This is a genomic window from Variovorax sp. PBS-H4 (assembly GCF_901827205.1).
In the GTDB taxonomy this organism is placed as follows: domain Bacteria; phylum Pseudomonadota; class Gammaproteobacteria; order Burkholderiales; family Burkholderiaceae_C; genus Variovorax.
This window is the reverse complement of sequence record NZ_LR594675.1, coordinates 139,722-166,721: the sequence shown is the minus strand read 5'-3', so window position 1 is coordinate 166,721 and position 27,000 is coordinate 139,722. Positions and strand designations below refer to the sequence as shown.

Genomic DNA, 27,000 nt, shown 5'->3' with positions numbered 1-27,000 from the left:
CCGGGCCGCGCCCCGAGGTCTAGCGCGCCGGAAATCGCAGCGTGAACGTCGTCCCCTCCGCGGAGGACGACGTCACATCCATCGCGCCGCGGTGGGCCTTTGCGATCTCGTTCACGATGAAGAGGCCGAGGCCGACGTTGCGAGCCGAGCTGCCTTCGGGTACGCCTCGCACCATCGGCTCGAACACCGTGGCAAGGAGGGCGGGCGGAATCGGCTCGCCTTCGTTGTGCACGCTCAGCGTCGCCTCGGCGCCATCCACCTGCGAGCGCACGACGATGGGCGCACCGGAACGGCCGTAGGTGGCCGCATTGCCGACGAGATTGCCAATGAGCTGCGCAAGCCGGTCCGCGTCGGCAATGCACACCCCTGATCCGGCCAAGAGATGGGTGATGACCCGGTCCGGATAGGCGAGCATCAACTCGCCGATGACCTGGGCGGTGATCTCATGCAGGTCGATGGTGCCCAGGGTCACGCCCAGCCCCTGGCCGACGCGCGCCCTGGTGAAGTCCAGCAGTTCCTCGATCAGGCGCTGGGCTCGCTCGGCCGAATTGCGCACGTGGCCCAGCACGCGAGCGCGCCGCTCGCCTTCGGTCCGGCCCAGCAACTGGATGCCCATCAGGATGGCCGACAGCGGATTGCGCAGGTCGTGGCTCACGATGCCGACCATCTGCTCCGCAAAGAGCGCTCGGTCCCTCAACAGGTGCTGGGCTTCGCGCTCTTTTTCCAGCAAGGCGTCTGCCTTCTTGCGCGCGCTCATCAGCTCACGCTCGTAGCGGTTGCGATCTTCGGCGACGAAGGCGGCGATCTCGTCGAACTCGCCTTCCGCGCGCTTGCGCCGGCGCGCGTTGAGAATCATCGGGATGCTTTGGCCGCCGCGATGCCGCACGTCGAACTTCACCTCGGCCAGCGAGCCCTGCATCTGCAGGGTCGGCGCCCAGTGGGTGTGGTGGAAGATGCGCCCGCCCATCGTGAACAGGTCCTGCACGCGCTTGCTGCCGACGAGCTCTTCGCGCGCGAATCCAACCCATTCGCAGAAGGTGCCATTGACCTTGAGGATGGTGCCGTCGAGCGCCGTGACCAGCAACCCGCAGGGCGCCTGGTCGAAGAGATCGCCGGGCTCGGGGAGCGCCGCGTTCATTGGCTTTGCGGTCGACCCAGCGCCTCGAGGAACTCCTCCATGGCATCGCAGCTCGCGCCGGGGGCACTCAGATGAGGGCAATGGCCGGTGTTGCTCACCACGCGCAAGGTCGCATTCGGCAAGGTGCGCTGCATGTACTCGCCCACCGCCAGGGGTGCGATGAGATCGTCGGACGACTGGATCACGAGCGTGGGCGTGTGCAGCCTGGCCACGTCACGCCGGTTGTCCGACAGGAACGTGACCCGGGCGAACTGCTTGGCAATGTCCGGGTCGGTGCGGCAGAAGCTGGCGGTGAGCTCGGCCGCCAGTTCCGGCCGCTCGGGCACGCCCATGATGGCGGGCGCCATGTTGCTGGCCCATCCGAGGTAGTTGCTCTCCAGCGTGTCGAGCAGCGAATCGATGTCCTCGCGCGTGAAGCCGCCGACATAGTCGCCGTCGTTGATGTAGCACGGCGACGGACCGATCATCATGTGCGCGGCAAAGGTGCCTGGCGCCTTGAGATCCGCCAGCGCGCCGATCATGGCGCTCACGGAATGGCCGACGAACAGCACCGGGCCGTTGCCGAATTCCTTGACGATCTCCAGGACATCGTCGGCATACCCTCGCAGGTCCGAATACTTCGCCTTGTCGTAGGCGTGCAGGTCGGACTGGCCTGAGCCGACGAGGTCGAAGATCACCACACGAAACCGTTCGGCGAACTTGGGCGCCATGAAGCGCCACATGTTCTGGTCGCAGCCGAACCCATGCGCGAAGATCATCGTCCGGTCTCCCCCGCCGAGGACATGGACGTTGTTGCGTTGCTGGATGTTCACGGGCTGCCCTTCAGCATCTGAAAGGGATTCATTCTGCCCCGGGCCGAACGCCTGCGTGTAGCAGGAGCAAGCCCCAGCTATATTGTCCGCTCAGCAACAATGAGATGAACCATCATGGCAAAAGCCTATTGGGTGAGTGCATACCGCGCCGTCAAGGACGCCGACAAACTTGCCGCCTACGCGAAACTCGCCGGCCCGGCGATCAGCGCCGGCGGCGGGCGCTTCCTGGCGCGCGGCGTGCCCGCCAAGGTCTATGAGCACGGCCTGCAAGAACGCACGGTGTTGATCGAGTTCGACAGCGTCGAGCAGGCACTCGCCACGCATGACAGCCCCGAATACCAGGCGGCGCTGGCCGCGCTCGGGGACGGTGCAGAAAGGGACCTGCGGGTGATCGAAGGGGCCTGAGCAACGGTGCACTCAATTTGCGGCGCCGCCGCGCAGCGCCTGCGCGATCCAGGCACGCGAGAGTGTGCCGCGGCGGATCGCCTCGAAGGTGTCGCGCTCGCGCGCCGCGAGTTGCAGGCAGGCCTCCAGGGCGGCCCGGGCCAATGTCTGCGGAACGCAGACCACACCGTCGAGGTCGCCCACGACCAAATCCCCCGCACGCACCACTGCGCCGCCCACGCAGACTTCGCCGTAGATCTCGCCGGCGCCCGTTCGCGCCGGGCCGCGCGGCGAGACATGGCGCGCATAGATGGGCAGCGGACCCCGACGCAGGGGCTCGAGGTCGCGCACGGCGCCGTCGACCACGAAGCCGGCGACTCCGCGCGCATGCGCCCAGCGGGCCATGGTCTCACCCACGAGCGCGCACTGCGCATGAGCCGCGCCATCGATCACGATCACGTCGCCCGGCCGCGCGAGGTCGATCGCATGCTGGGCCAGCAGGTTGTCGCCGGCAGCCACGCGCACCGTGAGCGCCGGTCCACACAGCACGCCGGCCTTGTCATGGCGCGGCACGAGGCCCAGGGCGACCTGCACCTGCGGCAGGCTGTCGGCGAGGTTTGCAGTCGCACAGGCGCGCAATGCCTCGACGAGCGTCGCCGGCGGTGCCGGTGGCGCTTGCCCGATGCGGCAGCGCGGCTGCACCGAAGCAGCCGCGCCAGCGCGTACCGGCGCGCCTTCGCCTTCGCCTTCGCCTTCGGCTGCGGCGGGGGCGGGGGCGCTTCGGCGCGCCCGGGCAGCGCTCATGCAGGTACCCGCTGCAGTTGGCGCTGCAGGAAGTCCACCGTCTCGGCCAGCTGCGGCTCGCCGATCTCGGTGTGCAGGCCCGGATGCAGCGTGAGGCGTTTGTCGGCCGAACCGAGCGCTGCGAAGACGGCACGCGCACCCGCGAGCGTGATGATCTCGTCGTCGGGCTTGGCCTGGAACAGAACGGGCACCCGCACGAGCGCGGCCTGCTGCAGGATCTCATCGGCGCGCGGGCGGCAATCGCCCCAGAGCCCGAGCACGGCGCAGCGTACGCGCGGCGTGCGGCCGACCACGGGCAGGCCGTAGGCCGTGCCCATCGAAAGGCCGTACCAGCCGACCGCCTCCCCGTCCACGAGGGGCATGGCGCACAGGTCATCCAGAGCGTCGGTCCACTCGGCCACCATCGGATCCACGCTGCCGCCGGCGGCCCACAGGATGCGGAAGCGGTCGCGCACGGCCTCGGCGTCCTCGCCGTCTGCCGCGCGGTCGCCGTGCACGGGGCCGTCGATCGCGGCGGCCACGAAGCCGGCCTGCCGGACCAGGGCATGCGCCACGCGCTCGACGGCAGGCGAGGTCTTTTGGCCGGCGCCGCCGTGACCGATCAGCACGAGCGGTCGCGGCGCGTCGAGGTCCGCGCGGTGCCAGATCGCCAGCGGCACGCCGCGCCGCGCGGTGCGCACCACCTTGCATTCGATGCGCTCGGCGGCGCTCACATGAACTCGCAGTTGGGGGCGTTGCCCGGCTGCACCGCCAGAAGCAGGCCTTGGGTGCTGCCCTCAGCGGGCTCGAGGTTGATGAAGCGGCGCGGCGTGTAAGCCGGCATCGAGCAGACGTCCAACGGGTCGAGGTCGACGGAGTGCTCTTCGTTCAGGCCCCAGATGACGCGCCAGCGGCCCTTGATGGCGACGAAGGTCTCGTTGGTGTCGTGGTTGTGTAGCTTCGGGCCGTTGCCGGGTTCGGCCTCGACGTACGACATCTGGAAGCCCTCGTCGATGGCGATCGCCGACATCGGGTCCTTGCCGCCGTCGACGACGAGACCGCGCCCGATCACAAGGTAGTTGCGGCGTACGTGGCCCGGCAGCTGGCTGTCGGGGTAGCGGTCGGGCGGGTAGCGCAAGTTCTTGAAGCGGGCCACGCGGGACTGCATCTGCTGCGGGGTCGGCGTCAAGATGGGCATTTCGTAGGTCTTCTGGGCGGCAGTCATCGATCGGCTTCCTTCTGGACGGGGTTGGAAAAATATCGGGGATCGGCGGGTGGCGACGCGCTCACTCGCCCACCTTGACGCCGGTCTCGCGCACGAGCTTGTCCCAGCGCGAGATCTCGTTGCGCACGAAGGTCGCGAACTGGTCGGCGGAGTAGGGCCTGGCCTCCGAGCCTGTCTTGGCCAGCGCCTCGCGCACGTCGGGCGTGGCGTTGGCGTTGCGGAGTGCGTGGTTGAGCTTGTCGACGATGGGGCGAGGCGTGCCCGCGGGCGCAAAGATGCCTCCCCAGGCCAGCAGGTCCATGTCGGCATAGCCGAGTTCGCCGAGCGTGGGCGTCTCGGGCATGTAGGGATTGCGCTGCGTGCCGCCCAGGCCCAGCGCCTTGGCACGGCCGGCGGAGGTCTGGCCCATGGCTTCGGCCGGGTAGCCGACCATGCCGTCGAGCTGGCCGCCGACCACGTCGGTCATCGCGAAGGCCGTGCCCTTGTAGGGCACGACGTTGAGCTTCACGCCTGCCGCCTTCTCGAAAGAAGCGACGAACACCTGCTGGAAGGTGTTGACCACTGCCCAGTTCACCTCGCCCGGCCGCGCCTTGGCGCGCGCGACGAGCTGGGGGACGGTCTCGAGCTTGGACGCATTGCTCGACACGAGCACCGGGTTGCTCGTGAACAGCAGGCCGACGGGGATGAAATCATTGGCCGGGTCGAGGCGCGTGCGCACGCCGGCAGGCTTGTTGATCGCCATCTCGCTGACGGTCGCGGCCAGCAGCGTGTAGCCGTCGGGCGGGGCCTTGGCTGCGGCCTCGCCACCGATGTTGCCGTTGGCGCCAGGCCGGTTGTCGACGTAGAAGGACTGGCCCAGCTCGGCGCTGAGCTTGGCGGCCACCCGCCGTGCCGCCACGTCGGTCGCGCTGCCGGCCGGGAACCCGAACACGATGCGCACGGGCTTGGAGGGGTAGCTGTCGCCGGCCTGCTGCGCGAGCGCCGTCTGGCCGACGGCCAGCAGGCTGCCGGCGAGCATGGCATGAATGGCAAATGACTTCATCGTGTCTCCTTGGGCTTTGCAATGATTGTGGTCAGCGGTGGCCATGGCCGCCATCGCCGGCCTGGCATGCGGACATGCCACCGGCTGTATGGCCGCCTGCATCGCCATGCGGGCACGCGGATAATCCGTAGCGATGCAAGCCCGCCATCTCGACGTCTACTTGTTGCGTTGCGTCGTCGCCCTGGTGGCGGAGGGCCACGTGACGCGCGCGGCCGAGCGCATGGGCATCACGCAGCCTGCGATGAGCGCAACGCTGGCGCGCCTTCGCACCCTCTTCGCTGACCCGCTGCTGGTGCGTACCGAAAAAGGCATGGTGGCCACGCCTCGCGCGCGGCAGCTGGCGGACCGATTCCAGCAGGCGCTCAACCTCGTCGACCAAGCCGTGGCGGACCGTGCAGAGTTCGATCCCGCGACGGCGACCGAGCGCTTCCGCATCTCGGCCAGCGAGACACTGGGCTACCTGCTCATGCCCTCGCTGATCGCGCAGGTGCGGCGACTCGCGCCCGGCGTGCAGCTCACCCTGCAGCCGCCCGACCTGGCGCGCGTGCGAAACGAACTCGAGGAGGGCAGCGTCGACCTCCTGGTTGCCTTCATCCGCAATGCGCCGCCGGGCCTGCGCTTCACGCCGCTCATGCGCCAGCCCATGCGGGTCATTGCCGCAGTCGGCCACCCCGAGGTGCAGGGACGGCTGAGCCGGGCGCAGTACGTGGGGTACCCGCACGTGTTCTATGCGCTGGGCGGCACGGGCGGGTCCACGCTCGAGGCCGTGGTCGACGAGGCGCTGGAACGCGCGGGGCTGGTGCGGACCATCGGTGCACGCGTGTCCTCCACGCTGGTCTCGCCGGGCCTGGTCGCGCAGTCGGACCTGCTGGCCACGCTGCCCGAGCGGATTGCGCGGCACTTCGCGGCAGTCTGGCAGTTGCAGGTGCTGGAGCCGCCGCTTGCACTGGAGGACGTAAGCACCTCGATGTTCTGGCACGAGCGGAGGCACCACGACCCGGCCCATCGCTGGCTGCGCCAGCAGTTCGAGATCGTCGCGCGCACCGCGGGCACGGCCTGAGCAACTACCATCCTCGGCCATGCAGACCCTGCGCAGATCGACCGTCCTCTTCACCTGCCTGTTGATTGCGGCTTGCGGCAGCACGCCACCGCTCGCGCCGGGCCGTTCGCGCGCATCGCTGATCTCCGCCGAACAATCGAGGGACGCCGCCATCCATGCCATGGGACTGGTCGGCACGCCCTACCGGTACGGGGGCAACACGGTGGACGGCGGCTTCGATTGCAGCGGGCTCATCGGCTTCGTGTACCGCCAGAGTGCCGGGCTGGCGACGCCTCGCACCGTGGCACGGCTTGCCGATTTCGGGGAGCCGGTCGCGTTCGATGCGCTGCGCACCGGGGACCTGGTGCTGTTCGGCGGCGGCCGGCCCACGCACGCGGGCATCTACGTGGGCGAGAACCGCTTCGTGCATGCGCCTTCGACGGGTGGCGAAGTGCGGCTGGACCGGCTCGACGGTCCGTACTGGTCACGCCAACGGGTGGAGGTACGGCGGCCCTGAGCGGTGTTGCGCTGGCACGCGCGCCCTTCTACATTGGCGAGGACGCCGCGACCGGCGAAGTTTCCGAGGAGGTCTCATGGCTGAAATCGACAAGGTGTTCGCAGGCTCGATCCCGAAGCTCTACGACACGCTGATGGTCCCGCTGATCTTCGAGGTCTATGGCGCCAGCACGGCAGAGCTCGTCGCCAGCTTCTCGCCTGGCTCGGTGCTCGAGACGGCGGCAGGGAGCGGCGTGGTCACGCGCGCGCTTGCGCCAAGACTCGGGCCGGACGCGCGCTACGTGGTGACCGATCTCAACCAGCCCATGCTCGACTATGCCGCCGGCCGGCAGGGGGCCGACCGCCGTATCGAGTGGCGGCAGGCGGACGCGCTCCACCTGCCGTTCGAAGATGCCGCGTTCGACATCGTTTGCTGCCAGTTCGGCGCGATGTTTTTTCCCGACCGGGTCGCCGGTTACGCCGAGGCGCGCCGCGTGTTGCGGCCTGGCGGGCGCCTCGTCTTCAGTGTGTGGGACCGGATCGAAGAGAACGCCTTTGCCGACGAGGTGACCGATGCGGTGGCCGCGGTGTTTCCGCACGCGCCTCCGCGGTTCCTCGCGCGCACGCCGCACGGCTATCACGATGTCGACCAGATCCGCGAGGACTTGAGGCGTGCAGGCTTCACCGGGATCGACATCGAGACGCGGCAGGAGGAGAGCCGCGCGCCCTCGGCCCGCGACGCGGCCACCGCCTATTGCCAGGGAACGCCGCTGCGCAACGAGATCGAGGCACTCGATGCCGGCCTGCTTCAACTCGCGACGGACCGTGCGACGGAAGAAATTGCGCGCCGCCACGGCGAAGGCCCCGTGGCCGGCAAGATCCAGGCACACGTGATCGTGGCCGGCGCATAGCGGAGTTCTGGCGCGCTACTTGAGGGTGACCCCCATTTCCTTGCCGATCTTGACGTACATGGCGTGGTCTTCTTCAAGCACTCGGCGGAATTCCTCCGGGGAGCTGCCGATGGGGGTGATCGCCATGTCCTTCAGACGCGCGGCGAGCGCAGGCTGCGCAAGCGCCGCGGCGAAGGACCGCTGCAGTTTCGCCACCACATCCGGCGGCGTTCCCGCAGGAGCCAGAACGCCGTACCACGGCACGATGGCCACGTTCGGGTAGCCGGACTCGGCCACGGTCGGCAGGCCGGGCGCGAGTTCGGAGCGGGTCGGCATCGCGATGGCGATGGGCCGGACGCGGCCCCCGCGCTGGTACGTGAGCACCTCGGGCAGGTTCCCGAAGGCGAGCTGGATGTGCCCTCCGGCAAGCGCGGTCATCGTTTCGGCCATGCCCTTGAACGGGATGTCCGTGAGCGCAACGCCGGTGGCCTCCTCGAGGCGCTTGCCGTTGATGTGGCTGCCGCTGCCCGGGCCGAGAGACCCGATGCTCAACCCGCCCTTCGTCGACTTCGCAAGGGCAACGAATTCCTTCAGGTTCTTTGCCGGCAAGTCCTCGGGCACTGCCAGCACCTGCGCGATGTTGCCCAGCAGTGTGACGGGCGCGAAGTCCTTCTTCCAGTCGTAGTTGACCGGGGTGCCCAGCGCCGGCGCCGAGACGATGTTGGCGGCGGTGATGAGCAAGGTGTAGCCGTCGGGCCGCGCGCGTGCCACCATGCCCGTGCCGATCGTGCTGCCTGCGCCCGCGCGGTTCTCCACGATGACTGGCTGGCCAAGGCTTTGCGTCAGCTGATCGGCAAGCAGGCGCGCCATGACGTCCAACGATCCGCCCGCGGCGAACGGGTTGATGATCGTCACGGTCTTGGTGGGATAGGTCTGGGCCGGCGCAACCGAGGGCGCGCTGGCCAACACGATGCCTGCCGCAGCCACGACAGCGGCGCTCAGGAGACGCTTCATCTTCATACGAACTTCCTTTCCTGGATGAACTTCGGTGCCTGAATTCAGCTGCGCTGGGTCGCGATGCGGCCGGAGCCGAAGGAGCGCTCGAAGGATGGCAGCTTGCCTTCTTGCGCCGCGATTCCGCTGCGGGTGGCGTTGATGCGCGGGTCGAGCGGTCGCCAGTCGTCCGCTGTCAGCCACAGGCGCAGGAGCAGCCTTGCCTTTTCCGGCTCGGGCCAGTTCTCGAATGCCGTGCGCGCGTGGAGCACGGTGTAGTTGTTGAGCAGGTAGATCTCGCCTGGATCGAGCTGGAACTCGAAGGCGAATTCGTAGGTGAGGCGCTCAAGGCAGTTGAGCGCGTCGACCTGCAGCTGGCTCAGCGGGGCACCGCCCTCGCGCGCGGCAGTCTCGATGTACGAACGCGTGTACCGGCAGCTCAACTGCCCCTCCACATAGGAGAACACAGGAATCCGGTGCGGCGTGATCGCCGCCTCGCCGGGCAGGTTCTCACCGCGGCGGTGGTACGGGAAGCCCTCGTACAGCGGCTCGAGGTACTCGGGGAACTGCGCGAGCAGCGCGTTGTGCACCGCCGCCACGCTCGACGCGATGGAGATCCCGCCTTCGCGCGCGGTGCGTACGCACATCAGCCCGACGATGTCCGACGTGTCGGTGTGCGGCGTCAGTTCCTGCTTGTTGCGGTAGGCACGTGCGTGAGGATCGGTTGCAGTCTTGTCCTGGACATGGCCCAGGCGGTCGCCGAGCACGCTCTGCGACACGCCCACGCCCAGGTGAGTGCCGATGCCCCAGTAGATCATCTCGAGTTCGGGCACGCTGTAGCGGCTCGCGTCGATGCCGCGCAGGATCACGATGCCGCGGCCCAGGCGAAGCTCGTCGCGGGTGGCTTGCAGCAGCGCGGCCGTGCGCGGCAGCTCGAAGTGCTGGCGCTCGAGCGTCTCCAGCCGCAGGCCGGCCTGCACCGCGGCTTTGAGGGTTCGATCGATCTCTTCGAGATGCTCCGCCTCGAAGTGCAGCGTGATGTCATCCTTCGAACGGAAGTCGCTGCCTTTCCAGGCGCTCGGATGTCGAATGGGTTGCTTCAGGATTTCCATGAGGGCTCCAGTGGTGGGGTATGTAGTGGGTCGGATCCGCCTGCGCTGGCCCAGTCCTCGAATGCGAAGCGCGGGCCGGCGGGAGGCGTCACGCCGCCCCGCACATGGCCGGGCTCCGTGCTGCCCCAGACCTCTTCGCGCTCGGCCGGAAGGCGGCGACTGTCGGGCGTGGCGAGCCACACCCGCAGCAGAAGCCTCTTTCTGGCCGGGTCCGCGTGGTCTTCGTAGGTCGTGCGGGCGTGGTACATGACGTGGTTGTTCAGGAGCTGGATGTCGCCCGGCTGCATCTGGAACGTGACGCAGAGCTCTTCGGCCACCGAGGCCACCAGGCGGATCGCCTCCTCCTGCGCGGGCGTCAGGCGCGGGACTTCCGCGTAACGCTGTGCCGATTCGATATACGTCAGCGAGAACTGGCTCATGAACTTGCCGTCCACCACGGCGTAGATCGAGCCGGCGTACAAGGGCCGTTCGCCCTCCACCTGCTCGGACTGGCGGCTGAAGTAGAAGGGCTGATAAAGCGTCTCCATGAGGTCCGGGCGGCGTCGCAGCACTTCGTTGTGCACTGCCGCCGAGCTGACCGCCATGCTCAAGCCGCCGCTGCGGGCCTCGCGCACGCACAGCAGGCCCAGCAGGTCGCAGCGGTCCATGTGGAAGCGCAGCGCACCGCCCGTTCGGTAGGCACGGGAGTCCGCCTGGCCTTTTTTGACGCCGATGTCCCGCACCTCGCCGACGAACTCGCCATTGCGGCTCTGCGAAAGCGGGATGCCGAGGTGAACGCAGAGGCCCCAGTACAGGATCCGGACCTCTTCCTGCGTCAGGCCCTCGATGCCGAGGCCGCGCAGCAGCAGGAGGCCGCGCCCCCCTTCGAGCTCGCGGCGCGCCTGCAGCAGCCATTCGGCGAAACGCGGCAGCGGGAAGCTCGCGCGGTCCACCTGACGGAGCTGCAGTCCTTGCGCTCCGACGGCGCGCAGGGCCTGCAAGGCTTCGTCGACGCAGTCCGGAGGAATCTGCATGACCAGGTCGTCGGGCCGGACGGAACGGCGGTCCCAGACGCAAGCACCCTCGATCGGACTGATGTTCATCGCGCGGCCTTCTTTTCTGCCTTAATGGTATGCCATTTTGGTCCACACACAAATTCACGTCAATGCCTCGCGGGCACGTTCTTGACTTTTGGTATACCTTGAAGGTATTCTTAAATCCTTCTCCCGTCGCCGAACAAGGAACATCCGATGACCATCGACCTCGAGGAACCCGCCAGCCGCGTCGACCTGTCGTGCGCATTCGAAGACATCGCCCGGCAGCGGCGTTCCGTTTATTTCTACCTGGACCAGGACGTGCCTCGGCATCTGCTCGAGCGCGCCCTGCAACTGGCCGTGCTTGCGCCCAGCCACTACCACACGCGGCCCTGGCGCTTCACGGTGTTCCGCGGCAGCGCTCGCGCCGAATTGGCCACCGCCTACGAGAAGGCGGCGGTGCGCATCGGCTGGCACCCGGGCCGTGCGCGGTGCCGTGCTTTCGATGCACCCGTGATGGTGGTGATCGGGTGCGTCCCCGACACCAGCCACCCGCGAGTGCGCCCGCTCGAAGAGGAGTTCGCGACCGCGGCGGCCACGCAGAACCTGATGCTGGCCCTCACCTCCATGCAGCTCTCCTGCGCCATGAGCTCGTCCCCGCTGCAGCTTTCCGACGAGGTGGAACAGGCCGCCGGCATCGAAGGCGGCCGCGTGGTCGGGGTGCTGCAGGTCGGCTACAGGGACCCCGAGCGCGAGCTGTTCAAGCGGCCCCAGTCCGTCACCGCCGGCGTGGTGCGCTGGCGATAGAAGAAGGGGTCCGCCGTTCAGGCCTCGCGAAGCCTGGCAGCGACCTCTTCGCCCAGCCTGAGCGCCTGCTCCACCTGGCTGACGGGCGCGCTGGCACTGGCGAACACCGGCTCCGCATCGCCGGCGCCCTGATGCGCGGCTTCGAGCTGCATGACGCCGGCACTCAGGCGCGCGAAGGCGGCGAAGGGCTGCGAGCAGCCTGCATCCATGTGCCGTCCCACGGCCCGCTCCGCGGATACGCAGAGCTCGGTGGCGCGGTCGTTCATCGGCGCCAGGATCTCCTGCAGATCGGATCGGCCGCTGCGGGTTTCGATGGCAATCGCACCCTGCCCGACGGCAGGCAGCATGCGCGAGACGTCGAACACCTCCGTGACGCGTTGCTCGAGGCCCAGGCGTCGCAGCCCGGCCAGTGCGAGCACGATGGCGGCGAACTCACCGGACGCCAGTCTGGCAAGGCGTCCCTCGACGTTGCCCCGGATGAAAGAGATCTGCAGATCGGGGCGCATGCGGCGCAGCATCATGGCGCGGCGCAGGCTCGAGGTGCCGATACGCGCGCCCGCGGGCAGCTCGGCGAGCACTTGCCCGTCCCTCGCGACCAACGCGTCCCGGGGATCTTCGCGGGCCAACACGGCGGCCAGCGTGAAGCCCGCCGGCAGCACCATCGGCACGTCCTTCAGCGAATGAACCGCGAGATCGGCATCGCCCTGGAGCAGGGCCTGCTCGATCTCCTTGAGGAAGAGCCCCTTGCCGCCGACTTTGTCGAGGGCGCGGTCGAGGATGCGGTCGCCGGTCGTCGTGACCAGCGAGAGCCGCACCGACCTTCCGCCCGCCTGGAGCCTGCGCTGGACCTCGCCGGCCTGCCACAGCGCAAGAGGGCTCCTGCGCGTGGCGATCACCAGCGGGTTCAGTCGACCCGCTGGCCGTCGAGAGAAGGCCAGATCCTCTTGTACAGGCGCATGAGGATCTCGCTGCTGGTGAGCCCCTCCTCGATGCCGACGGTCGTGTGGAACACCGGCTCCGCCTTGCCTGTTCCGGCATCCTCCAGGAGTGGGCGGACCAGCGCATCGTGCGTCGGATTCATGAAGAACGGAATCGAGTAGCGCTCCTTGCCCGAGCGATTGATGACGCGGTGCGGCGTTGCCATGAACATCCCGTTCGTCCAGATCTTCATCACCTCGCCGAGGTTGATGACGTAGCTGTCCGCGACCGGCGGCACGCCCACCCATTCGCCCTCCTCGCCCATGATCTCCAGGCCGCCGGTGTCGTCCTGGGCCAGGATGGTGAAGGCGCAGTTGTCGGTGTGCGGACGCGTGCCGAAGCGGCCTTCGGTCTCCGAGGGCTCCTGGGGCGGATAGTGGATGAGGCGCAGCAGCGACAGGGGCTGCTCGAAGTGCCTGAGGAAGGTGTCCTCCGGCAGGCCGATGCCGAGTGCCGCGATGGCGAGCAGGTCGCGCGCAAGCAACGTCACCATGCCCGCGTAGTCCATCACCTCCTCGTGCATCCCGGGCAGCTGCGCGGGCCACACGTTGACGCCGTGCAACGGCTTTCCTGCCGCCAGGCCGGGGTCCCCCGGCGCGTGCTCCTGCCACGCATGGAAGGCTTCCAGCAGCAGGCCTTTCATCGTCGGATCGTTGCCGGTGGTCTTCATCGGCAGGTAGCCGCGGTAGGAATTGTTGTTCGCCATCGAGAGCTGCTGCTTCTGCTCGCCGGTCAAGGCGAAGAACTGCCTTGCGATCTCGAACATGCGCTCGACCTTCGCCTTCGGGATGCCATGGTTCACGATGTAGAAGAAGCCGACCTCGCTGCAGGCTTGCGCGATCTCCTCCCCCAGCCGCTTGCGCCTTGCGAGGTCGGGGCTGCGCAGATCCGTGAGGTCGATGATCGCCACCTTGCTGGCGTTGCGGTTCGCGTTGATTACTGCGTTCATGGGGGTCTCCAGTGTCCTGTCTATTCGGCCTTGATGTTCTCTTCCTTGGCGATGGCCTGGTAGCGGCCGAGCTCGCCGGCGATGCGGTCGCTGAACTGCGCCGGCGTGCTCGCCACGATATCGATGCCGAGCTCCGTGAGCTTCGCGCGCACGTCCGGCAGGCCCAGCACGTTGAGCAGGTCCTTGCTCAGCGCCTCCACCACCGGTGCCGGCGTGCCGGCGGTGGTCAACAGGCCGTACCAGGCGCTTTCGTTGATGCCTGGAATGCCGGCCTCGGTCAGCGTCGGCACGTCGGGCGTGGAGGGGGTCCGCTTGTCCGTCATGGTCGCGAGGATCCTGACCTTTCGATCGCTCGCCTGCTTGACGGCCGAGGGCATGTTGATCATGGCCATCTGGACGTGCCCGCCCATGACCGCCAGCATGATGTCGGCCTGCCCCTTGAACGGCACCTTGAGGAACTCCACCTTCGCCGCCTTGGCGATCTGGGCGAGGACGAACTCGCTCTGGCTGCCCGGACCGCTGGTGCCGAACGGAATCGGCTGCCTGGACGCGCGCGCCGCGCTGAACATCTCGGCCAGGGTCTGGAATTTCGAGTCGCCCGGCACCACGAGTCCATAGGGAGCCAGGCCCACGAGCGTCAGCGGCGCCAGGTGCTTCTGCAGGTCGTAGGGAAGATCGCTGCGCACCGCCGGCGTCGTCGTCAGGCCGTTCGCCTGGATCAGGAAGGTCTTGCCATCCGGCTTGGCCTTGGCGACGTAGGTCGTGCCGAGGATGCCCGCCGCGCCCGGCCGGTTGTCCACCACGACGACCTTGTGCCTGGAGACCTCCGGCAGCTTGTTGGCAATAAGCCGTGCCAGCGCGTCGATGGTGGAACCGGCGGCGAAGGGGACGACCAGTCGCAGCATGGCCTCCTCCTGCGCATGCGCGAGGCCCAGGGGCAGCGTTGCGCCGATTGCAAGGAGAGCACGGCGGGTGAAATCGATTTGCATGGTGTTCCGATCATCGTGACGTTATGGGTGAGACAGCACAAACCGATCCACTCTGTGCCGTCGATCCAGTTGTTTCTGCTTTTTCCGGGTCGGGTGCATGAGTGCCGTGTGCCTTCAACGTGACTTCTGGCTCCCTGCCATCCGGGCTTCCAGGCGACTCCATTTCGCCAGCTCCTCCTGGACAAAGCGGGCGAACTGCGCCGGAGTGCCGCGCGAGGGCTCTGCACCCACCTTGAGCATGGCATCGGCGATGTCCGACCGCTGCATCAGCACGTCCACGTCGTCCGCAACACGGCGGATGACGGCCTGGGGCGTGGCCGCCGGCGCAAAAAGGCCAAACCATCCGGACGCCGCATAGCCCGGCACCCCCGACTCCGCGATGGTCGGCAGCGTCGGCACAGCACGGGCGCGCTGCGGACTCGTGACGGCAATGGCCACCAGCTTGCCCGATGCGACATGAGGCAGCACCGCCTGGCCTGGTGCAAACATCAGCTGGATGGTGCCGGCCAGCAGGTCCGTCACTGCTTGCCCTGTGCCTTTATAGGGCACGTGCAACATGTCGGTGCCCGTCATTTGCTTGAACAGCTCGACCGTGAGCTGGGACGCTGATCCTTCGCCCGACGATCCGAAGGCCAGCTTGCCAGGCTCGGCCTTTGCGCGCGCGATCAAGTCCCGGACGTTGTCGATTCCGAGCTTCGGATGCACCACGGCGACGTAGGGGGATGCAGACACGAGCGCCACGGGTGCCAGCGCGGTGGAATTGCTCTCGTCGATCGCACCGGTCGACGCCATCAGCAGCATGTGGCCGTCGGCCGGTGCGCGGGCCACGGCGGAGGCGCCGATCTTGCCGCTCGCACCGGGCCGGTTGTCGACCACGACCGACTGATGCCAGGCCTTTCCGAGCGGCACTGCCAGAATGCGCGACAGGGTATCGGCACCGCCCCCTGGAGGAAAGGGCACGAGCAGTGTCACCGGACGGGCGGGAAAGCCCTGCTGTGCTCGCGCCAGGGACGATGCGGTGCCCAGTGTCGCCGCCGCCGCAGCGATGAATGTCCGGCGCGAAGCAAGGGTGGACGCGTGGCGATCGGCACTCATGGCGCCACGATGCGGTTGCGCAGGACCATCGCCGGCGCCTCGAAGGCGCATTCGACGACGTCTCCCGGCTTCAGGAACAGGTCCTCGGCATTGGCCTTGCCCACAGCGACCCCGCCCGGGGCACCGGTGGAAAACATGTCGCCGGGCACCAGCGGCACCAGGCGCGAGAAGTGCTCGATGATCCGCGACAGCTTCCAGATCTGCTCGCTGGTGTTGACGCGCATGCGCTGTTCGCCGTTCACGCTGCAGGTGACCCAGATGTCATACGGATCGGGCACTTCGTCCATCGTGATGATGAACGGCCCCAGCGGACCGAAGCCCGGCGCGTTCTTGGCCGTCCAGAAGCGCGAACCCGACGCGACTTCCCGCTTCTGCGTGTCGCGGCAGGTGAGGTCGTTGAGGAGGGTGATGCCCGCCACATAGGACATCGCGTCGTCCGCCTTGACGTCGTGTGCGGGTTTGCCGATGACGAAGACCATCTCGGGTTCGTAGTCCAGGCGCGTGACCGAGGCGGGGCGCACCACCTCGGCGTCGTGGCCGGTGAGTGCGTCGTTGAGTTTCACGAAGCCGGTCGGCTCGCTCGGCAGCTCCTTGATCAGGTCCGTCCTCTTGAGTTCCTCGAGGTGTGTGCGGTAGTTCTTGCCGACACAGAGAAACTTGTCGGCATCGGGAACGGGCGGCAGGAAACGGACATCCTGGAGGGCATGCCCCGGACCGGGCAGGCGATCGACCCGGCTCGCGAGCGCATCCAGTGCGTCGCGGCCACGGCCGAGCAAGGCCTTCATGGACGGCGCGTCGACTTCGAGCAGGCGGTCACCGCGCAAGACACCGACAAGCTGCCGCTCGGGCGACGAACGAAGAGAAAAGGTGGCGAGTCTCAAGGGAGCTCCTGGTTCTGGTTGTGAATGACGCTAGATGTCGAGCGTGATGCTTGCGCTGGTGCAACGCGACACGCAGGGAAGGACCAGCTTGTTGGCCTCCTTCTCCGCGGCGGTCAGGTAGGAATCGAAGTGGGCAGGGACGCCCTCCTTCACGCCGACGGCGCACCAGCCGCAGACGCCGTACTCGCACTCGCTCTTCATCGCGATACCGGCCTCGCGCAGGGCCGCCAGCATGGTCTTGGTCTTGGGCACCGCGATCCTGCGGCCGGTGCTGCCCTGCACCACCGTGAACTCGCCGTCCTGCGCTTCGTCACGCTCCACCTGCGGTGGCGCGAAGTACTCGAAGTGGAAGCGTTCGGCGCGGCCCGCGGCTTCGCCGTGCCGGCGCACCGCATCCATCATGCCGGTCGGGCCGCAGCAGTACACGTGGGCGTCGGCATGCGCGCGGCCCAGCTCCGCCTGCAGATCGAACAGTCCCGCGTCGGCGTCGAAGTGGAGGTGCACGTCATGGAAGGCTGCCAGTTCCGACAGCCACGACTGGAAGCCCAGGTCTTCGCGCGAGCGGCACATGTGCACCAGGCGCGCCCGGATGCCCCGGGCCTGCAGGTCGTACAGCATGGAGATGACCGGCGTTGCGCCGATGCCCCCGCTGAAGAACAGGAACCGCCCCGTCCCTTCGACCAGCGGGAAGTGGTTGCGTGGCCGCGAGATGAACAACCGGGACCCGACAGCGACGTGGTCGAACACCCATTGGCTTCCCCCCTGGCTGTTTTCCGCGCGCTTGATGCCCAGTTCGTACAGGCCCGGATGCTGGCGAGCCCCCGTGAGCGAGTAGTGGCGGACCACGCCTTCGCCGCACCTGAGCGCCACGTGCGCGCCCGGCTCATGAGGCGGCAGCGGGTCGCCAGTGGCGGACCTGAGGCGCAGCAGCAGGGTGTCGGGCGTGAGCCTCACGGCCTCGCAGACTGTGGCTTCCAGCCAGTCGCCGGCTTCTGCCTCGACGCGGGTGGCGCTTGATTCGATGACTTCCATTCGACTCACCTGTTCAGCGGAATGCTCGAAACCGCGAGTGATCGCTCGTGGCCCATGCGGCGGCGGGTGGGCAGCGAATCTGCCCGCGGCACGAGTTCGCCGCCCTTGTAGACCGCAGCAATGCGCTTGCGGTCGCTCAACATGCGAATGTCGGCCAGCGGGTCGCCGTCCAGCACCAGCAGGTCGGCCCAGCGCCCGGGCTGCAGGCTGCCCACCTCCTGCTCCCAGCCGAAGGCCTTCGCGTTGTTGAAAGTGCCTGCCGTGATGGCGTCGAGCGGCTTCATGCCCAAAAGCTCCACCATCAGCTCGATCTCGCGCGCATGCCATTGGCCGTAGGGGGTCACGGCAAAGCCTGCTTCCGAACCGGCCATCATCGGCACGCCCGCCTCGATGGCCTTGCGGTGGACCTCGACGAGCGCATCGAGCTCGCGCTTCTTGACTTCGATGTAGTTGGGATCGACGCCCACGTCGCGCCCGTGCTGCACGATGTTGGCCGTGTAGGTCATCGTGGCGCAGATGGGCACCTGCCGGTCCAGCAGGAGTCCGATGTCGGCAGGGTCCATGTAGGACGCGTGAATGACCCAGTCCACGCCTGCGCGCGCGGCTGCCGCCACGGTCTTCGCGTAACGCGAATGGATGGTGACCTTGCGGCCAAGGGCATGGGCGGTGTCGACGATGCACGACAGTTCGTCGTCCGAGAAGCAGGGCCCGGCATCGAGGCGCGTGTCCTGCGCCTGGCTGTCGCCGCTGATCTTGACGAGGTCCACCCGGTTCTTGACCTGGCGGCGCACTTCCTGCCGCATCTCGTCGCGGGTCGGGCACAGCACGCCTTCGGCGGAGACCGGCATGCCGAGCCAGCTGGGGAAATAATCCGCGAAACCGCCGTCGGCGCAGATGTGCCGCCCGGCCGCGAAGATGCGCGGGCCGTCGAACATCCCGTTGTTGATGGCGTCGCGGCAGCTGACCGCCACGTTCCAGGTGGAGCCTGGGTCGCAGAAGCTCGTCACGCCGCTTTGCAGCACCTTCTGCGCATTCCACACGGCGCGCACCGCGGCCCACTCGGGGCCGCCGTAGATGTCGACTTCCTCTGCGGTCTTGCCCTCGCCGTAGGAGATGTGGCAGTGCGCGTCGATGAGGCCCGGGATCACGGTCTTGCCCCGCGCCTGGACCACCTGTTCGGCCGGCCCCTGCTGGTCGGCCGGGCGCTCGCCATTGCGCCATACGGCAGCGATGCGGCCATCGACGACGCGCAGCGTGGCGTCGGGCACCGGCGCGCGCCCGGTGCCGTCGATCAGCGTGCAGCCGGCGATCTCCAGGATCCTTCTCATGGTGGCGCCTACAGATCGATCTTGAACAGCTTGGCCGCGTTGCCCGCCACCACCTTGAAGCGGTCCTCCGGCGAAAGCTCGTTGAGGATGCGATCGATGTTCTGCGTGGTGTTGGGATAGGGGCAGGGCGGGTGCGGGAAGTCCGAGCCCCACATGATCCGGTCGATGCCGATCTCGTTGCGCAGCTTCGCGGCCAGCGGGTCGTTGATGATGCCGGCGTAGATGTTTTCCTCGACGTAGCGGCTCGCCGGCTTCTTTTCCAGGTGATCGAAGCCGGGGAAGGTCTGGACGCGGTTGAGGCGGTACTTCAGGATCGGCAGCCACGACGCGTCGTACTCGGACAGGAAGATCTTGAGGCGCGGGAAGCGATCGAAGATGCCGCCGAAGATGAATTCGTTGGCCAGCGCGGGCTGCACCTCGTAGAACAGGTCGAGGAAGCTCGCCGGAATGTTTTCGCGCTCCTTGTCGCCGTGGTAGGTGAACGGGTCGCGCACGCGCCCGGTGACGATGTGCAGGGTGACCGGCAGTTCGGCCTCCTGGGCGGCGGCCCAGAACTTGTCGTACTTGCGGTCGCGGTACGGAGCGGCGCCGTCGACCGGGTTGGTGCCGATCATGATGGCGCGGGCGCCGCGCTTGACGACGCGATCGAGCTCCTTCACGGCCCAGTCGACATCGACGATCGGGATCATCGCGACGGCCAGCAGGCGCTTCAGGTTCTGCGAGCAGTACTCCTGGATCCAGTCGTTGAAGACCTCGGCGCAGGCGTTGCGCGCGGCCCCGTCGGCCATGCGGGGAATCCACAGGCCCCATGTCGGGTTCAGGACTTCGGCGTAGATGCCGTCCTTGTCCATGAGCTCGAGCCGGTAGACGGGATCGGAGCCGGCCTTGGCCAGGTCGTCGAGCCGGCGGTCCTTGCCGTCGTCGGAAACCAGCTCTTCCAGCCGCGCCGCCTCGCCCGGACGCCCGACATAGAAGAAGTTGCCTTCGTGGCCCTCGAAATTGGAAACGCCCTGCGGCAGGTTGTCGCCGAAGCGGCTGCCGAGCGTGTTCTTCCAGAGGTCGGTCGGTTCGAACACGTGGGAGTCCGATGAAATGATGATCTTGTCCATGGGTATTTCAATCTGCGTTGTGGATCGGTACTGAAATATATGCCGCAATGGTATACCAGTCAAGCCGCATTCTTGTGCTTCAACAGGAACGCCAGTGCGTCGCGAGTGAACTCCTCGGCTTCGAAGTTCAGGATCCGATGCGGCTTGCCGGGGAAGACGCTGAGCGTGGAACCGGCGATCAACTGGTGCATGCGCTGCGAGTGCCAGGCCGGCGTCACTGCATCGGCGGAGCCGACGGCGATCCAGGCCGGACAACGGATGTCGCACAGCCGCTCGGCGGTGTCGTGCGCCAGGATCGCCCGGTAGTGCCCTGCAAGCCCGATGCGCGAGGGCGCGTCGCCCTGCTCCCACCGGTCGATCCGCTTGGCGATCTCGTTGCGCAAGGCGCGCTCGTGCGCATTGATGAACTCCGGCCCGAAAGCGGAGAACGCGCTGTACATGGCCCAGAGCTCCGGCGTCGTTTCCTCGACCACCTTGATCAGGATGTCGTAGCGCAGCCGCATGTAGGGCAGCGGCCGCTCGTAGCTCGAATACAGCGACAACGACAGCACGCGCTGCGGCTGCGCGAGCGCCATCTCCTGGGCGATGGCACCGCCGAGCGAGTAACCCGCGATGTGCGCCTGCTCGATCTCCAGCGCCGACAGCAGCGCCAGCGCATCCTCGGCCATCTCGCGGGGCGTATAGCCGGATGCAGGCACCTCGCTCGAGCCGATGCCGCGCAGGTCGTACACGATGCAGCGAAAGTGCTCTGCAAACACCGGCAACTGCTCGTCGAACGCCGTGTGGTCCATGCCGTTCCCGGCGATCAGCAAAAGGGCGGGGCCTTGCCCGAGCGTGCGGTAGAAGGTGCGCACGCCGTTGGCCGTGATGTGGGGCATGGCGGAGCTCAGCGCCGCGTCAGGGGAGCGATCTCGCGGTCCCACGCGTCCTGCCACTTGCCGCGGCCGGCCGCGGTCGCCTGCTCGTCGAACACGATCAGCTTCTGGAACTCCGCGTCCGCCAGCGTGTACTTGGCATGCTCGGGGCTGATCTTCGCGTTGCGGTTGACCGGCGTGATCTTCAGTTCACGCGTGACATTGGCGATCGTTTCCGGGCTCAGGTAGAAGTCGATGAACTTCCTGGCGTCCGCGGCATTGGGCCCGTTCTTCACGAGCGCCACGACATCCATGCCGGCAGGCGCGCCTTCGCAGGGGATCGCGAACTTCGCAGGCACGCCCTCGTCGATCATCTTGTAGGCAGGGCTCGACACCATGGGCACGGCCCAGACTTCCTGCTGGGCCAGAAGGCGCTGCTGCCCGGCGGAATCGTCCACCACGGCCACCAGGTTCTGGCCCATCGTCTTCACCAGCTCCAGGCCGGGCTTCACGTCCGCCTCGGTACCGCCGGCGAGCTTGTTCGCCATCAGCAGGAAGTAGCCGTTCATGTACTTGGGGGACGAGACGCCGACCTTGTTGCGCAGGTCGGGGCGCCAGAGGTCCTTCCAGCACTTGATCTCGGTCTTGACCTTGTCGGTCCGGTAGACGATGCCGTAGGGGTAGACCCACATGCCGGCGAACTTGACCGCGCCGTTGGCGTCGCGCCGCAAGCCGCTGGCCGGCAAGGTGGCCAGCACAGGAATTTCCTTCGGGTCCAGCGTTGCGAGCAGGCCGTCGTCGTAGGCGGTGACGGCGTCCTGCGACGTCGCCATCACGAGGTCGATCTTGGGGCTGGCCCGCTGGGCCGAGATCATCTGGATGTTGGCGAGCGACACGCCCGAGATGACCTTCACCTTCACGCCGGTCGCTTTCTCGAAGGGCGCGATCGCCTGTTCGGCAATGGCCTTGCCCCAGGTTCCTCCCCAGGTGGCCAGCACGACCTCGCGGGTCTGTGCTGCGGCATGGAGCGCGGTGAAGGCGGCGATCGCGAAGGCGGATCGTCCGAGGCAAGCGTGCAGTTTCATGGCGGGGTCCTCGTTGTGAAGTGGACGGTTCGGAATATGGTATGTATTATTGGCATACCATTTGAGTATCCTGAACATCATGAACGCTTCTGTCAATCCCGCCGGGCCCGCGCCCACCCCCTTCGGCGAGCTTGCCCAGCGCCGCCGCTCTGTCTACGCCTACGTGGACGAGCCCGTGCCCCGCCCCGTCATCGAGCGTGCGCTGGCCCACGCCGTGCTGGCGCCCAACCATCACCGCACTGCGCCCTGGCGCTTCTTCGTGATCACCCGCGAAGCGCGCCACAGACTGGTCGGCGCCTATGAGGCCGCGGCACTGCGCACGCAACGGGACGTGGCGCGCGCGGCCCAGCGCGCCAAGGACGCGCCGGTGAACGTGGTGGTCGCCTGCGTCCCGGCGCTGGACAACCCGAGGGTGGTGCCCGGGGAGGAGGACTTCGCCACGGCCGCCGCCGTTCAGAACTTCCTGCTGTCGCTCGCGGATGCGGGGGTCGGATCCCTGCTCACCACCGGCGCGCTGGCGGAGTCTCCCGAGGTCGCCGCGCTCGTCGGGCTGGACGCGCCCGGGGCCCATGTGGTCGGCGTGATCAACGTGGGCTACGCCAACCCGGAGCGCCCCGTTCCGAGGCGGCCCGACCCACAGCTCGACCGCGTGGTCCGCTGGATCGACGCGAACTGAATCATCAACCCAAGAAAGGACTGGACACCATGAGCGAAATCACACGCGGAGATCCCCCCGGCCTGGCCAATGTGCGCAAGACCGTCTACCACCACTACATTCGCGTCGACAAGCCTTCGTCCCTGTTCTTCCTGTCGGGCCAGCTGGCGCGCGACGGCGACGGCAAGCTCGTGGGGCCGGGCGACATGGCCGAGCAGACGCGCCAGTGCATCCGGAACATGCGCACCGTGCTGGAAGCCGCGGGCGGCACGCTCGAGGACATCGTCTCGATCGTGGTCTACACCACGGATGTGCGGCAGTTCAAGGAGATCGTCGCGGCGCGCATGGAGTTCTTCAAGGACCGGCTGCCCACCAGCACGATCGTGGAAGTGAACCACCTGGCGGACCCCGGTCTGCTGATCGAGTTCCAGGCGATCGCCGCCCTGTGAGCGGCGGGGGGTCGAGACGGTTGCGCTCGCCCCCGTTGAAGTCAGGCGATGGCCTTGCCGCGCGCCGGCTTGCCGGCAGGCTTCGGCTTCACTGTCTTCGAGGTGGCGCGGCCGGGCGGCTGCGCGGGCCGGGGCGTCTTGGCCACCACCGGCGCGGCGTTGGCCGAAGCGCTCCATGACGGCGCCTGCAGCCGGTTCTCGTAGGTGGCGATCGCCGCACTGATCTGCTGGCAGACCAGTTGCACGAACAGCTCGGTGTCCCTGGCCTCGAGCGCCTTGATCATCTGGTTGTGGATGTCCAGTGTCGCGGAGGCGCGATGGAAATCCTGCCAGTGGTAGTGGCGGACGACGTACGCCTTGTCGCGCAACATCACCAGCACTTCCCCAAGCCAGCGGTTGCGCGTGGCCCTGCCGAGCAGAGCGTGGAAGTCGGCGCGGACCTCGAGCATCCTCACGAGGTCGCGCTGCTCCAGCGCCTGCTTGAATTCCTTGTTGATCTGCTTCAGCGCGACGATTTCCGGCGGCGTGATGTTCGCGACGATCTCGCGCGCCGCGGTGCTCTCCAGTTGCAGCCGCAACGCGTAGAGCTGGCGCAGTTCCTCCGAGCTGACATCCACGACGACGGCCACGCCGCGCGGGCCGGTCTCGATGAATCCACGCTCCAGCAGCCGCTTGGTGGCCTCGCGCACCGGCGTGCGGCTCACCTTGAAACGCGACACCAGCTCGCGCTCGGAAAGCCGCTCCCGCGGGCGGATCGCGCCGGCGAGGATGTCGGTGACGATGCCGTTGAAGACACGATCGGCTTCCGTGGATTTGCTCATGATGCGTGCACGACTGACTGGCTGCGGTGAGTTCGGGAGGGGGGCCGCAGCAAGTCTATCTTGAAAACCCCGGCCCTCTTCCCGGCCGAAGTCCACTGCGCGCTCATGCAGCATGGCCGCCCCTGAACGTGCGAAGGTCGGCGTCCGTCCAGCCTGCGCTGCGCCAGTCTGCAAAGGCGAAGCGCCGTCCGGACGGCGGCTTGATGCCGCCGCGCACCGCCCCGGGCTGCGTGGAGCCGAAGAACACGCTCGCGCCGTCGGGCAAGGGGCGGCTGTCGGGCGTGGCCAGCCAGAGCCGCAGCTGCGTGCGCCTCCTCGCGAGGTCATCGTGGTCCTGGTAGTCGGTGCGCGAGTGATACACGACATGGTTGTTGAAGAACTGCATGTCTCCCTTGCGCAGCTCGATCGTCGTGCTCAGTTCATCGGCCAGCTGCGCGACCAGCTCCAGCGCCTCGCGCTGCATCGCGGTGAGCCGCGGCACCTCGGGCAGCCGCTGCGCGCTTTCGATGAAGGACAGCGAGAACAGGCTGGTGAAGCTGCCGTCCACGCCCCGGTCGAAGACCGGCCGCTCGTACCACGGTTCCTCGCCCTCCACTTCCTCGCCCTGGCGGCTGAAGCAGAAAGGCGCATACAGAACCGGCAGCAGGTCGGGCCTGCGGCGGATGATCTCGTTGTGAATGGCCGCCGAACTCACCACGCGGCTGTGGCCGCCGGAGATCGGCTCGCGAAGGCACAGCAGGGCGAGTGCATCGCATTGATCGGTATGAAAGCGCAGCGGCCCGCCCGCGCGGTAGGCGCGCGTGGTGGCCTGCCCCATCTTCTCGCCGATGTCCTTGACTTCGGCGATGTAGTTCTGCAGGCGACTCTGCGACAGCGGCACGCCCAGCTGCAGTCCGATGCCCCAGAACAGGAACTTGCATTCTTCGTCCGACAGGTCTTCCACGGGCACGCCACGGACCAGGACGAAGCCGTGCCCGTGCTCGAGCTCGCGGCTGATCCGCAGCCAGCGCGCCTGCAGCTGCGGCACCTGGAAGTCGTCGCGCCGCATCGCTTCCAAGGGCTTGCCACTTGCAATGACCGCGCGGGCAGCCCGCTTCAGGGAGGCAGCCTCGTCGGGGCTCAGGACCGAGCGCCAGCCTTCGGCCGTGGCCAGCGCAGCGCCGGTCCATACGAAAGGTCCGTCGAGCGGTGTGGGGTTCGCTTTTTCCATTCACTCTTTCCTTGTACTTGTCTCGGAGGTTTTTCAACGGGTCTCATGCGCGCAGGCCGACGAACCGATCCATGCCCAGGACCTTGTCGATCACGAGTACGCCGACGACCGACAGCAGCACCAGCATGGCGGAGACCGCCGACACGGTGGGATCGAGATTGAATTCCATGTACTGGTAGATGGCGATCGGCAGCGTCTTCGTTCCAGGCGTGATCAGGAAGATCGTGGTGGCGAAGTCGTCGAAGGACATCACGAACGCGAACAGCGCGCCGGCGAAAAGGCCCGGCCGGATCATGGGAAGGGTCACGTGCCAGAAGGCCGTCGCCGGATGCACGCGCAGCGATGCGGCGGCCTCGTCGAGCTGCCTGTCGTAGCGCGCGAGCACCGCCAGCACCGATCGAAAGCTGTAGGGGAAGGTGACGATCACGTGCGCCAGCACGATGCTCCACAGCCCCGTGTAGAGATAGCCCCGGTTGAAGAACACCAGCAGGGCCAGCCCGGTCACCACCAGCGGCAGCAGGATCGGCGCCATCAGCAAGGACTCCAATGCGCGCGCGCCGGGACGCGGGTACTTCCACAGGCCGTAGGCGGCCAGCGTCCCGATCATCACCGACAGCGGCGTGGCGAGCGCTGCGACCTGCACGCTCGTCATGAAGCTCTCGACGAACTCGCCGCGCGAGATCGCATTCGCGTACCAGCGCAGCGAATAGCTCTGCGGTGGCAGCGTGGTGTAGGCATCGCCCGAAAAGGAAAGCAGGATCACCAGCAGGATGGGAAGGAACAGCAGGCCGAATGCGGCGGCACGCAGCGCCCAGACGGCGACGAAGGCCAGCGAACGGCGAGCGCGGTGGGCGCGGTTGCGGTGTTTACGCATGCTTTCTCCGGTGGGACAAGCGCCCGGCCGCGTAGAGGCAGGCGATCGTGAACAACAGGGCCAGCACGCTCAGCGCGGCGGCCACGGGCATGTTCTGCGCGAACAGCGCCTGGTCGTAGATGACGTTCGCCACCATCCGCACGGCGCTGCCGCCGAGGATCAGCGGCGTGGCGAAGGCCGTACCCGCCAGCACGAAGGCCAGCGTGCAGGCAGCAAGGATCCCGGGCGCCAGCAGCGGGAGCGTGATGCGAACGAAGGTCACCACTTCGTCCGCACCGAGGTTCTGCGCGGCATCCTCCAGCGTGCGGTCATACCGGCGAAAGCTGCCGGCCAGCGTGAAGATGACGAAGGGCAGCACGAAATAGGTCAGCCCGATGGAAACGCCGACCTCGTTGCGCACCAGTGCGACGAAGTCGTTGTCCGCGATCCAGCCCATCGCCTGGAACAAGGTGTTCAGCAGCCCGCTGTTGCCCAGCATCAGCAGCAGCGCATAAAGACGCACGATCAGGCTCGTCATGAAGGGGACGGCCACCAGGATGATGAGCAACGCCCGGACGCGGCTCGATCCGGTTCGCACGATCCAGTAGGCCACCGGCAGGCCGAGCGCGAGGCTGCACACCGTCGAGACCGCGGACAGGCGGACCGTGGCAAGAATGGCGCCCATGTAGAGCGGATCGCCCAGGATGCGGGTGTAGGTACCCCACCCCATGTCGCCGCTGGGCGCAGCGCCGAGCTTGCCGCCGCTGTAGAAGCTCCAGTTCAGCAGGTCGAGCAGCGCGATGGCGAATACGCCGAGCACGAGCAACGCAGGCGCGAGCAGCAGCCATCTCTGCAGCGAGCCCGCGGCCCTTGGCACGCGGACCGATGGCACTTCGTCGGGTGGGCCGTTGCCCGTGTGGACGGGGACGACCGGGGTTGCCGTCGTGCTCATGAGGCAACCTCCATGCCGCGCACTGTG

30 protein-coding genes are annotated in these 27,000 nt (G+C 67.5%); 7 read left to right on the top strand and 23 right to left on the bottom strand.

The features are described 5' to 3' along the window. Positions 1-19: 19 nt before the first annotated feature. Together E5CHR_RS00790 and E5CHR_RS00785 are read right to left on the bottom strand one after the other, a co-directional pair. On the bottom strand, positions 20-1,138 hold the full coding sequence (locus E5CHR_RS00790; RefSeq protein WP_162577927.1) for a PAS domain-containing sensor histidine kinase: 1,119 nt from the start codon (positions 1,136-1,138) through the stop codon (positions 20-22). After that, positions 1,135-1,950, bottom strand: coding sequence for an alpha/beta fold hydrolase (locus E5CHR_RS00785; RefSeq protein ID WP_162577926.1), 816 nt, complete (start codon positions 1,948-1,950; stop codon positions 1,135-1,137). Before E5CHR_RS00785 ends, E5CHR_RS00790 begins: the two co-directional genes overlap by 4 nt. Positions 1,951-2,064: 114 nt before the next feature. Here E5CHR_RS00785 and E5CHR_RS00780 point away from each other — a divergent pair, with 114 nt between their 5' ends. Continuing rightward, a complete protein-coding gene (locus E5CHR_RS00780) occupies positions 2,065-2,355 on the top strand; it encodes a DUF1330 domain-containing protein (protein ID WP_162577925.1) in 291 nt (96 codons plus the stop codon). Positions 2,356-2,367: 12 nt separating this feature from the next. Here E5CHR_RS00780 and E5CHR_RS00775 read toward each other — a convergent pair whose 3' ends face one another. The 4 genes from E5CHR_RS00775 to E5CHR_RS00760 form a co-directional block, all read right to left on the bottom strand. Beyond that, positions 2,368-3,138: a hypothetical protein gene (locus E5CHR_RS00775; RefSeq protein ID WP_162577924.1), complete on the bottom strand. Its 771-nt coding sequence runs from the start codon at positions 3,136-3,138 to the stop codon at positions 2,368-2,370. Beyond that, complete coding sequence (locus tag E5CHR_RS00770; RefSeq protein WP_162577923.1) at positions 3,135-3,851, bottom strand: dienelactone hydrolase family protein; 717 nt, start codon at positions 3,849-3,851, stop codon at positions 3,135-3,137. The genes E5CHR_RS00775 and E5CHR_RS00770 overlap by 4 nt, the downstream gene beginning before the upstream one ends. Beyond that, positions 3,848-4,342: a cupin domain-containing protein gene (locus E5CHR_RS00765; protein ID WP_162577922.1), complete on the bottom strand. Its 495-nt coding sequence runs from the start codon at positions 4,340-4,342 to the stop codon at positions 3,848-3,850. The genes E5CHR_RS00770 and E5CHR_RS00765 overlap by 4 nt, the downstream gene beginning before the upstream one ends. Before the next feature lie 61 nt (positions 4,343-4,403). Then, on the bottom strand, positions 4,404-5,384 hold the full coding sequence (locus E5CHR_RS00760) for a Bug family tripartite tricarboxylate transporter substrate binding protein (protein ID WP_162577921.1): 981 nt from the start codon (positions 5,382-5,384) through the stop codon (positions 4,404-4,406). Positions 5,385-5,517: 133 nt separating this feature from the next. Between E5CHR_RS00760 and E5CHR_RS00755 the strand changes: the two genes are divergently transcribed. The 3 genes from E5CHR_RS00755 (at position 5,518) to E5CHR_RS00745 (ending at position 7,829) form a co-directional block, all read left to right on the top strand. Further along, on the top strand, positions 5,518-6,444 hold the full coding sequence (locus tag E5CHR_RS00755) for a LysR family transcriptional regulator (RefSeq protein WP_162577920.1): 927 nt from the start codon (positions 5,518-5,520) through the stop codon (positions 6,442-6,444). A gap of 19 nt (positions 6,445-6,463) precedes the next feature. Next, on the top strand, positions 6,464-6,940 hold the full coding sequence (locus E5CHR_RS00750) for a C40 family peptidase (RefSeq protein WP_162577919.1): 477 nt from the start codon (positions 6,464-6,466) through the stop codon (positions 6,938-6,940). 76 nt (positions 6,941-7,016) lie between these two features. Next, positions 7,017-7,829 (top strand): class I SAM-dependent methyltransferase, encoded by an 813-nt coding sequence (locus E5CHR_RS00745; RefSeq protein WP_162577918.1) that lies wholly within the window; start codon positions 7,017-7,019, stop codon positions 7,827-7,829. A gap of 15 nt (positions 7,830-7,844) precedes the next feature. Here E5CHR_RS00745 and E5CHR_RS00740 read toward each other — a convergent pair whose 3' ends face one another. The 3 genes from E5CHR_RS00740 to E5CHR_RS00730 are packed head-to-tail and all read right to left on the bottom strand — an operon-like array spanning position 7,845 to position 10,995. Further along, complete coding sequence (locus tag E5CHR_RS00740; RefSeq protein ID WP_162577917.1) at positions 7,845-8,828, bottom strand: Bug family tripartite tricarboxylate transporter substrate binding protein; 984 nt, start codon at positions 8,826-8,828, stop codon at positions 7,845-7,847. A gap of 38 nt (positions 8,829-8,866) precedes the next feature. After that, the gene (locus E5CHR_RS00735; RefSeq protein WP_162577916.1) at positions 8,867-9,913 is read right to left on the bottom strand and encodes a TauD/TfdA family dioxygenase; all 1,047 of its coding nucleotides are present in this window, start codon (positions 9,911-9,913) and stop codon (positions 8,867-8,869) included. Continuing rightward, positions 9,901-10,995 carry a TauD/TfdA family dioxygenase gene (locus E5CHR_RS00730; RefSeq protein WP_162577915.1) on the bottom strand — a complete coding sequence of 365 codons (1,095 nt, stop codon included), beginning with the start codon at positions 10,993-10,995 and terminating at the stop codon, positions 9,901-9,903. The genes E5CHR_RS00735 and E5CHR_RS00730 overlap by 13 nt, the downstream gene beginning before the upstream one ends. 147 nt (positions 10,996-11,142) lie before the next feature. Here E5CHR_RS00730 and E5CHR_RS00725 point away from each other — a divergent pair, with 147 nt between their 5' ends. Continuing rightward, a complete protein-coding gene (locus E5CHR_RS00725; protein WP_162577914.1) occupies positions 11,143-11,733 on the top strand; it encodes a nitroreductase family protein in 591 nt (196 codons plus the stop codon). A gap of 17 nt (positions 11,734-11,750) precedes the next feature. On the opposite strand, the gene hemC is transcribed toward E5CHR_RS00725, so the two are convergent. From hemC to E5CHR_RS00675, 10 genes are all read right to left on the bottom strand, one after another. Continuing rightward, the gene (hemC, locus tag E5CHR_RS00720; RefSeq protein WP_232061904.1) at positions 11,751-12,629 is read right to left on the bottom strand and encodes a hydroxymethylbilane synthase; all 879 of its coding nucleotides are present in this window, start codon (positions 12,627-12,629) and stop codon (positions 11,751-11,753) included. 8 nt (positions 12,630-12,637) lie between these two features. Continuing rightward, positions 12,638-13,660: an isopenicillin N synthase family dioxygenase gene (locus E5CHR_RS00715; RefSeq protein WP_162577913.1), complete on the bottom strand. Its 1,023-nt coding sequence runs from the start codon at positions 13,658-13,660 to the stop codon at positions 12,638-12,640. A 20-nt stretch (positions 13,661-13,680) separates the two neighbouring features. After that, positions 13,681-14,649 (bottom strand): Bug family tripartite tricarboxylate transporter substrate binding protein, encoded by a 969-nt coding sequence (locus E5CHR_RS00710; RefSeq protein ID WP_162577912.1) that lies wholly within the window; start codon positions 14,647-14,649, stop codon positions 13,681-13,683. A 114-nt stretch (positions 14,650-14,763) separates the two neighbouring features. Continuing rightward, a complete protein-coding gene (locus E5CHR_RS00705) occupies positions 14,764-15,744 on the bottom strand; it encodes a Bug family tripartite tricarboxylate transporter substrate binding protein (protein WP_162577911.1) in 981 nt (326 codons plus the stop codon). Continuing rightward, positions 15,741-16,625: a fumarylacetoacetate hydrolase family protein gene (locus E5CHR_RS00700; RefSeq protein ID WP_162577910.1), complete on the bottom strand. Its 885-nt coding sequence runs from the start codon at positions 16,623-16,625 to the stop codon at positions 15,741-15,743. The genes E5CHR_RS00705 and E5CHR_RS00700 overlap by 4 nt, the downstream gene beginning before the upstream one ends. Positions 16,626-16,655: 30 nt before the next feature. Continuing rightward, positions 16,656-17,657, bottom strand: a complete 1,002-nt coding sequence (locus tag E5CHR_RS00695; protein ID WP_162577909.1) for a PDR/VanB family oxidoreductase — start codon at positions 17,655-17,657, stop codon at positions 16,656-16,658. Positions 17,658-17,662: 5 nt separating this feature from the next. Then, on the bottom strand, positions 17,663-18,985 hold the full coding sequence (locus tag E5CHR_RS00690; protein WP_162577908.1) for a metal-dependent hydrolase family protein: 1,323 nt from the start codon (positions 18,983-18,985) through the stop codon (positions 17,663-17,665). An 8-nt stretch (positions 18,986-18,993) separates the two neighbouring features. Next, entirely contained in the window at positions 18,994-20,094 is a 1,101-nt protein-coding gene (locus tag E5CHR_RS00685; protein ID WP_162577907.1) for an amidohydrolase family protein, read from the bottom strand. A 59-nt stretch (positions 20,095-20,153) separates the two neighbouring features. Further along, on the bottom strand, positions 20,154-20,972 hold the full coding sequence (locus E5CHR_RS00680; protein ID WP_162577906.1) for an alpha/beta fold hydrolase: 819 nt from the start codon (positions 20,970-20,972) through the stop codon (positions 20,154-20,156). An 8-nt stretch (positions 20,973-20,980) separates the two neighbouring features. Further along, positions 20,981-22,033 carry an extracellular solute-binding protein gene (locus tag E5CHR_RS00675; RefSeq protein WP_162577905.1) on the bottom strand — a complete coding sequence of 351 codons (1,053 nt, stop codon included), beginning with the start codon at positions 22,031-22,033 and terminating at the stop codon, positions 20,981-20,983. A gap of 79 nt (positions 22,034-22,112) precedes the next feature. Here E5CHR_RS00675 and E5CHR_RS00670 point away from each other — a divergent pair, with 79 nt between their 5' ends. Both E5CHR_RS00670 and E5CHR_RS00665 read left to right on the top strand, forming a co-directional pair. After that, positions 22,113-22,709, top strand: coding sequence for a nitroreductase family protein (locus E5CHR_RS00670; protein WP_162577904.1), 597 nt, complete (start codon positions 22,113-22,115; stop codon positions 22,707-22,709). A 29-nt stretch (positions 22,710-22,738) separates the two neighbouring features. Next, positions 22,739-23,137, top strand: a complete 399-nt coding sequence (locus E5CHR_RS00665; RefSeq protein ID WP_162577903.1) for a RidA family protein — start codon at positions 22,739-22,741, stop codon at positions 23,135-23,137. 41 nt (positions 23,138-23,178) lie between these two features. Here E5CHR_RS00665 and E5CHR_RS00660 read toward each other — a convergent pair whose 3' ends face one another. The 4 genes from E5CHR_RS00660 to E5CHR_RS00645 form a co-directional block, all read right to left on the bottom strand. Continuing rightward, a complete protein-coding gene (locus E5CHR_RS00660; protein ID WP_162577902.1) occupies positions 23,179-23,958 on the bottom strand; it encodes a GntR family transcriptional regulator in 780 nt (259 codons plus the stop codon). A 103-nt stretch (positions 23,959-24,061) separates the two neighbouring features. Continuing rightward, positions 24,062-25,168 carry a TauD/TfdA family dioxygenase gene (locus E5CHR_RS00655; RefSeq protein WP_162577901.1) on the bottom strand — a complete coding sequence of 369 codons (1,107 nt, stop codon included), beginning with the start codon at positions 25,166-25,168 and terminating at the stop codon, positions 24,062-24,064. Between the two features lie 43 nt (positions 25,169-25,211). Continuing rightward, positions 25,212-26,042, bottom strand: a complete 831-nt coding sequence (locus tag E5CHR_RS00650) for an ABC transporter permease (protein WP_162577900.1) — start codon at positions 26,040-26,042, stop codon at positions 25,212-25,214. After that, positions 26,035-26,973: an ABC transporter permease gene (locus E5CHR_RS00645; protein WP_162577899.1), complete on the bottom strand. Its 939-nt coding sequence runs from the start codon at positions 26,971-26,973 to the stop codon at positions 26,035-26,037. Before E5CHR_RS00645 ends, E5CHR_RS00650 begins: the two co-directional genes overlap by 8 nt. Positions 26,974-27,000: the final 27 nt, after the last annotated feature.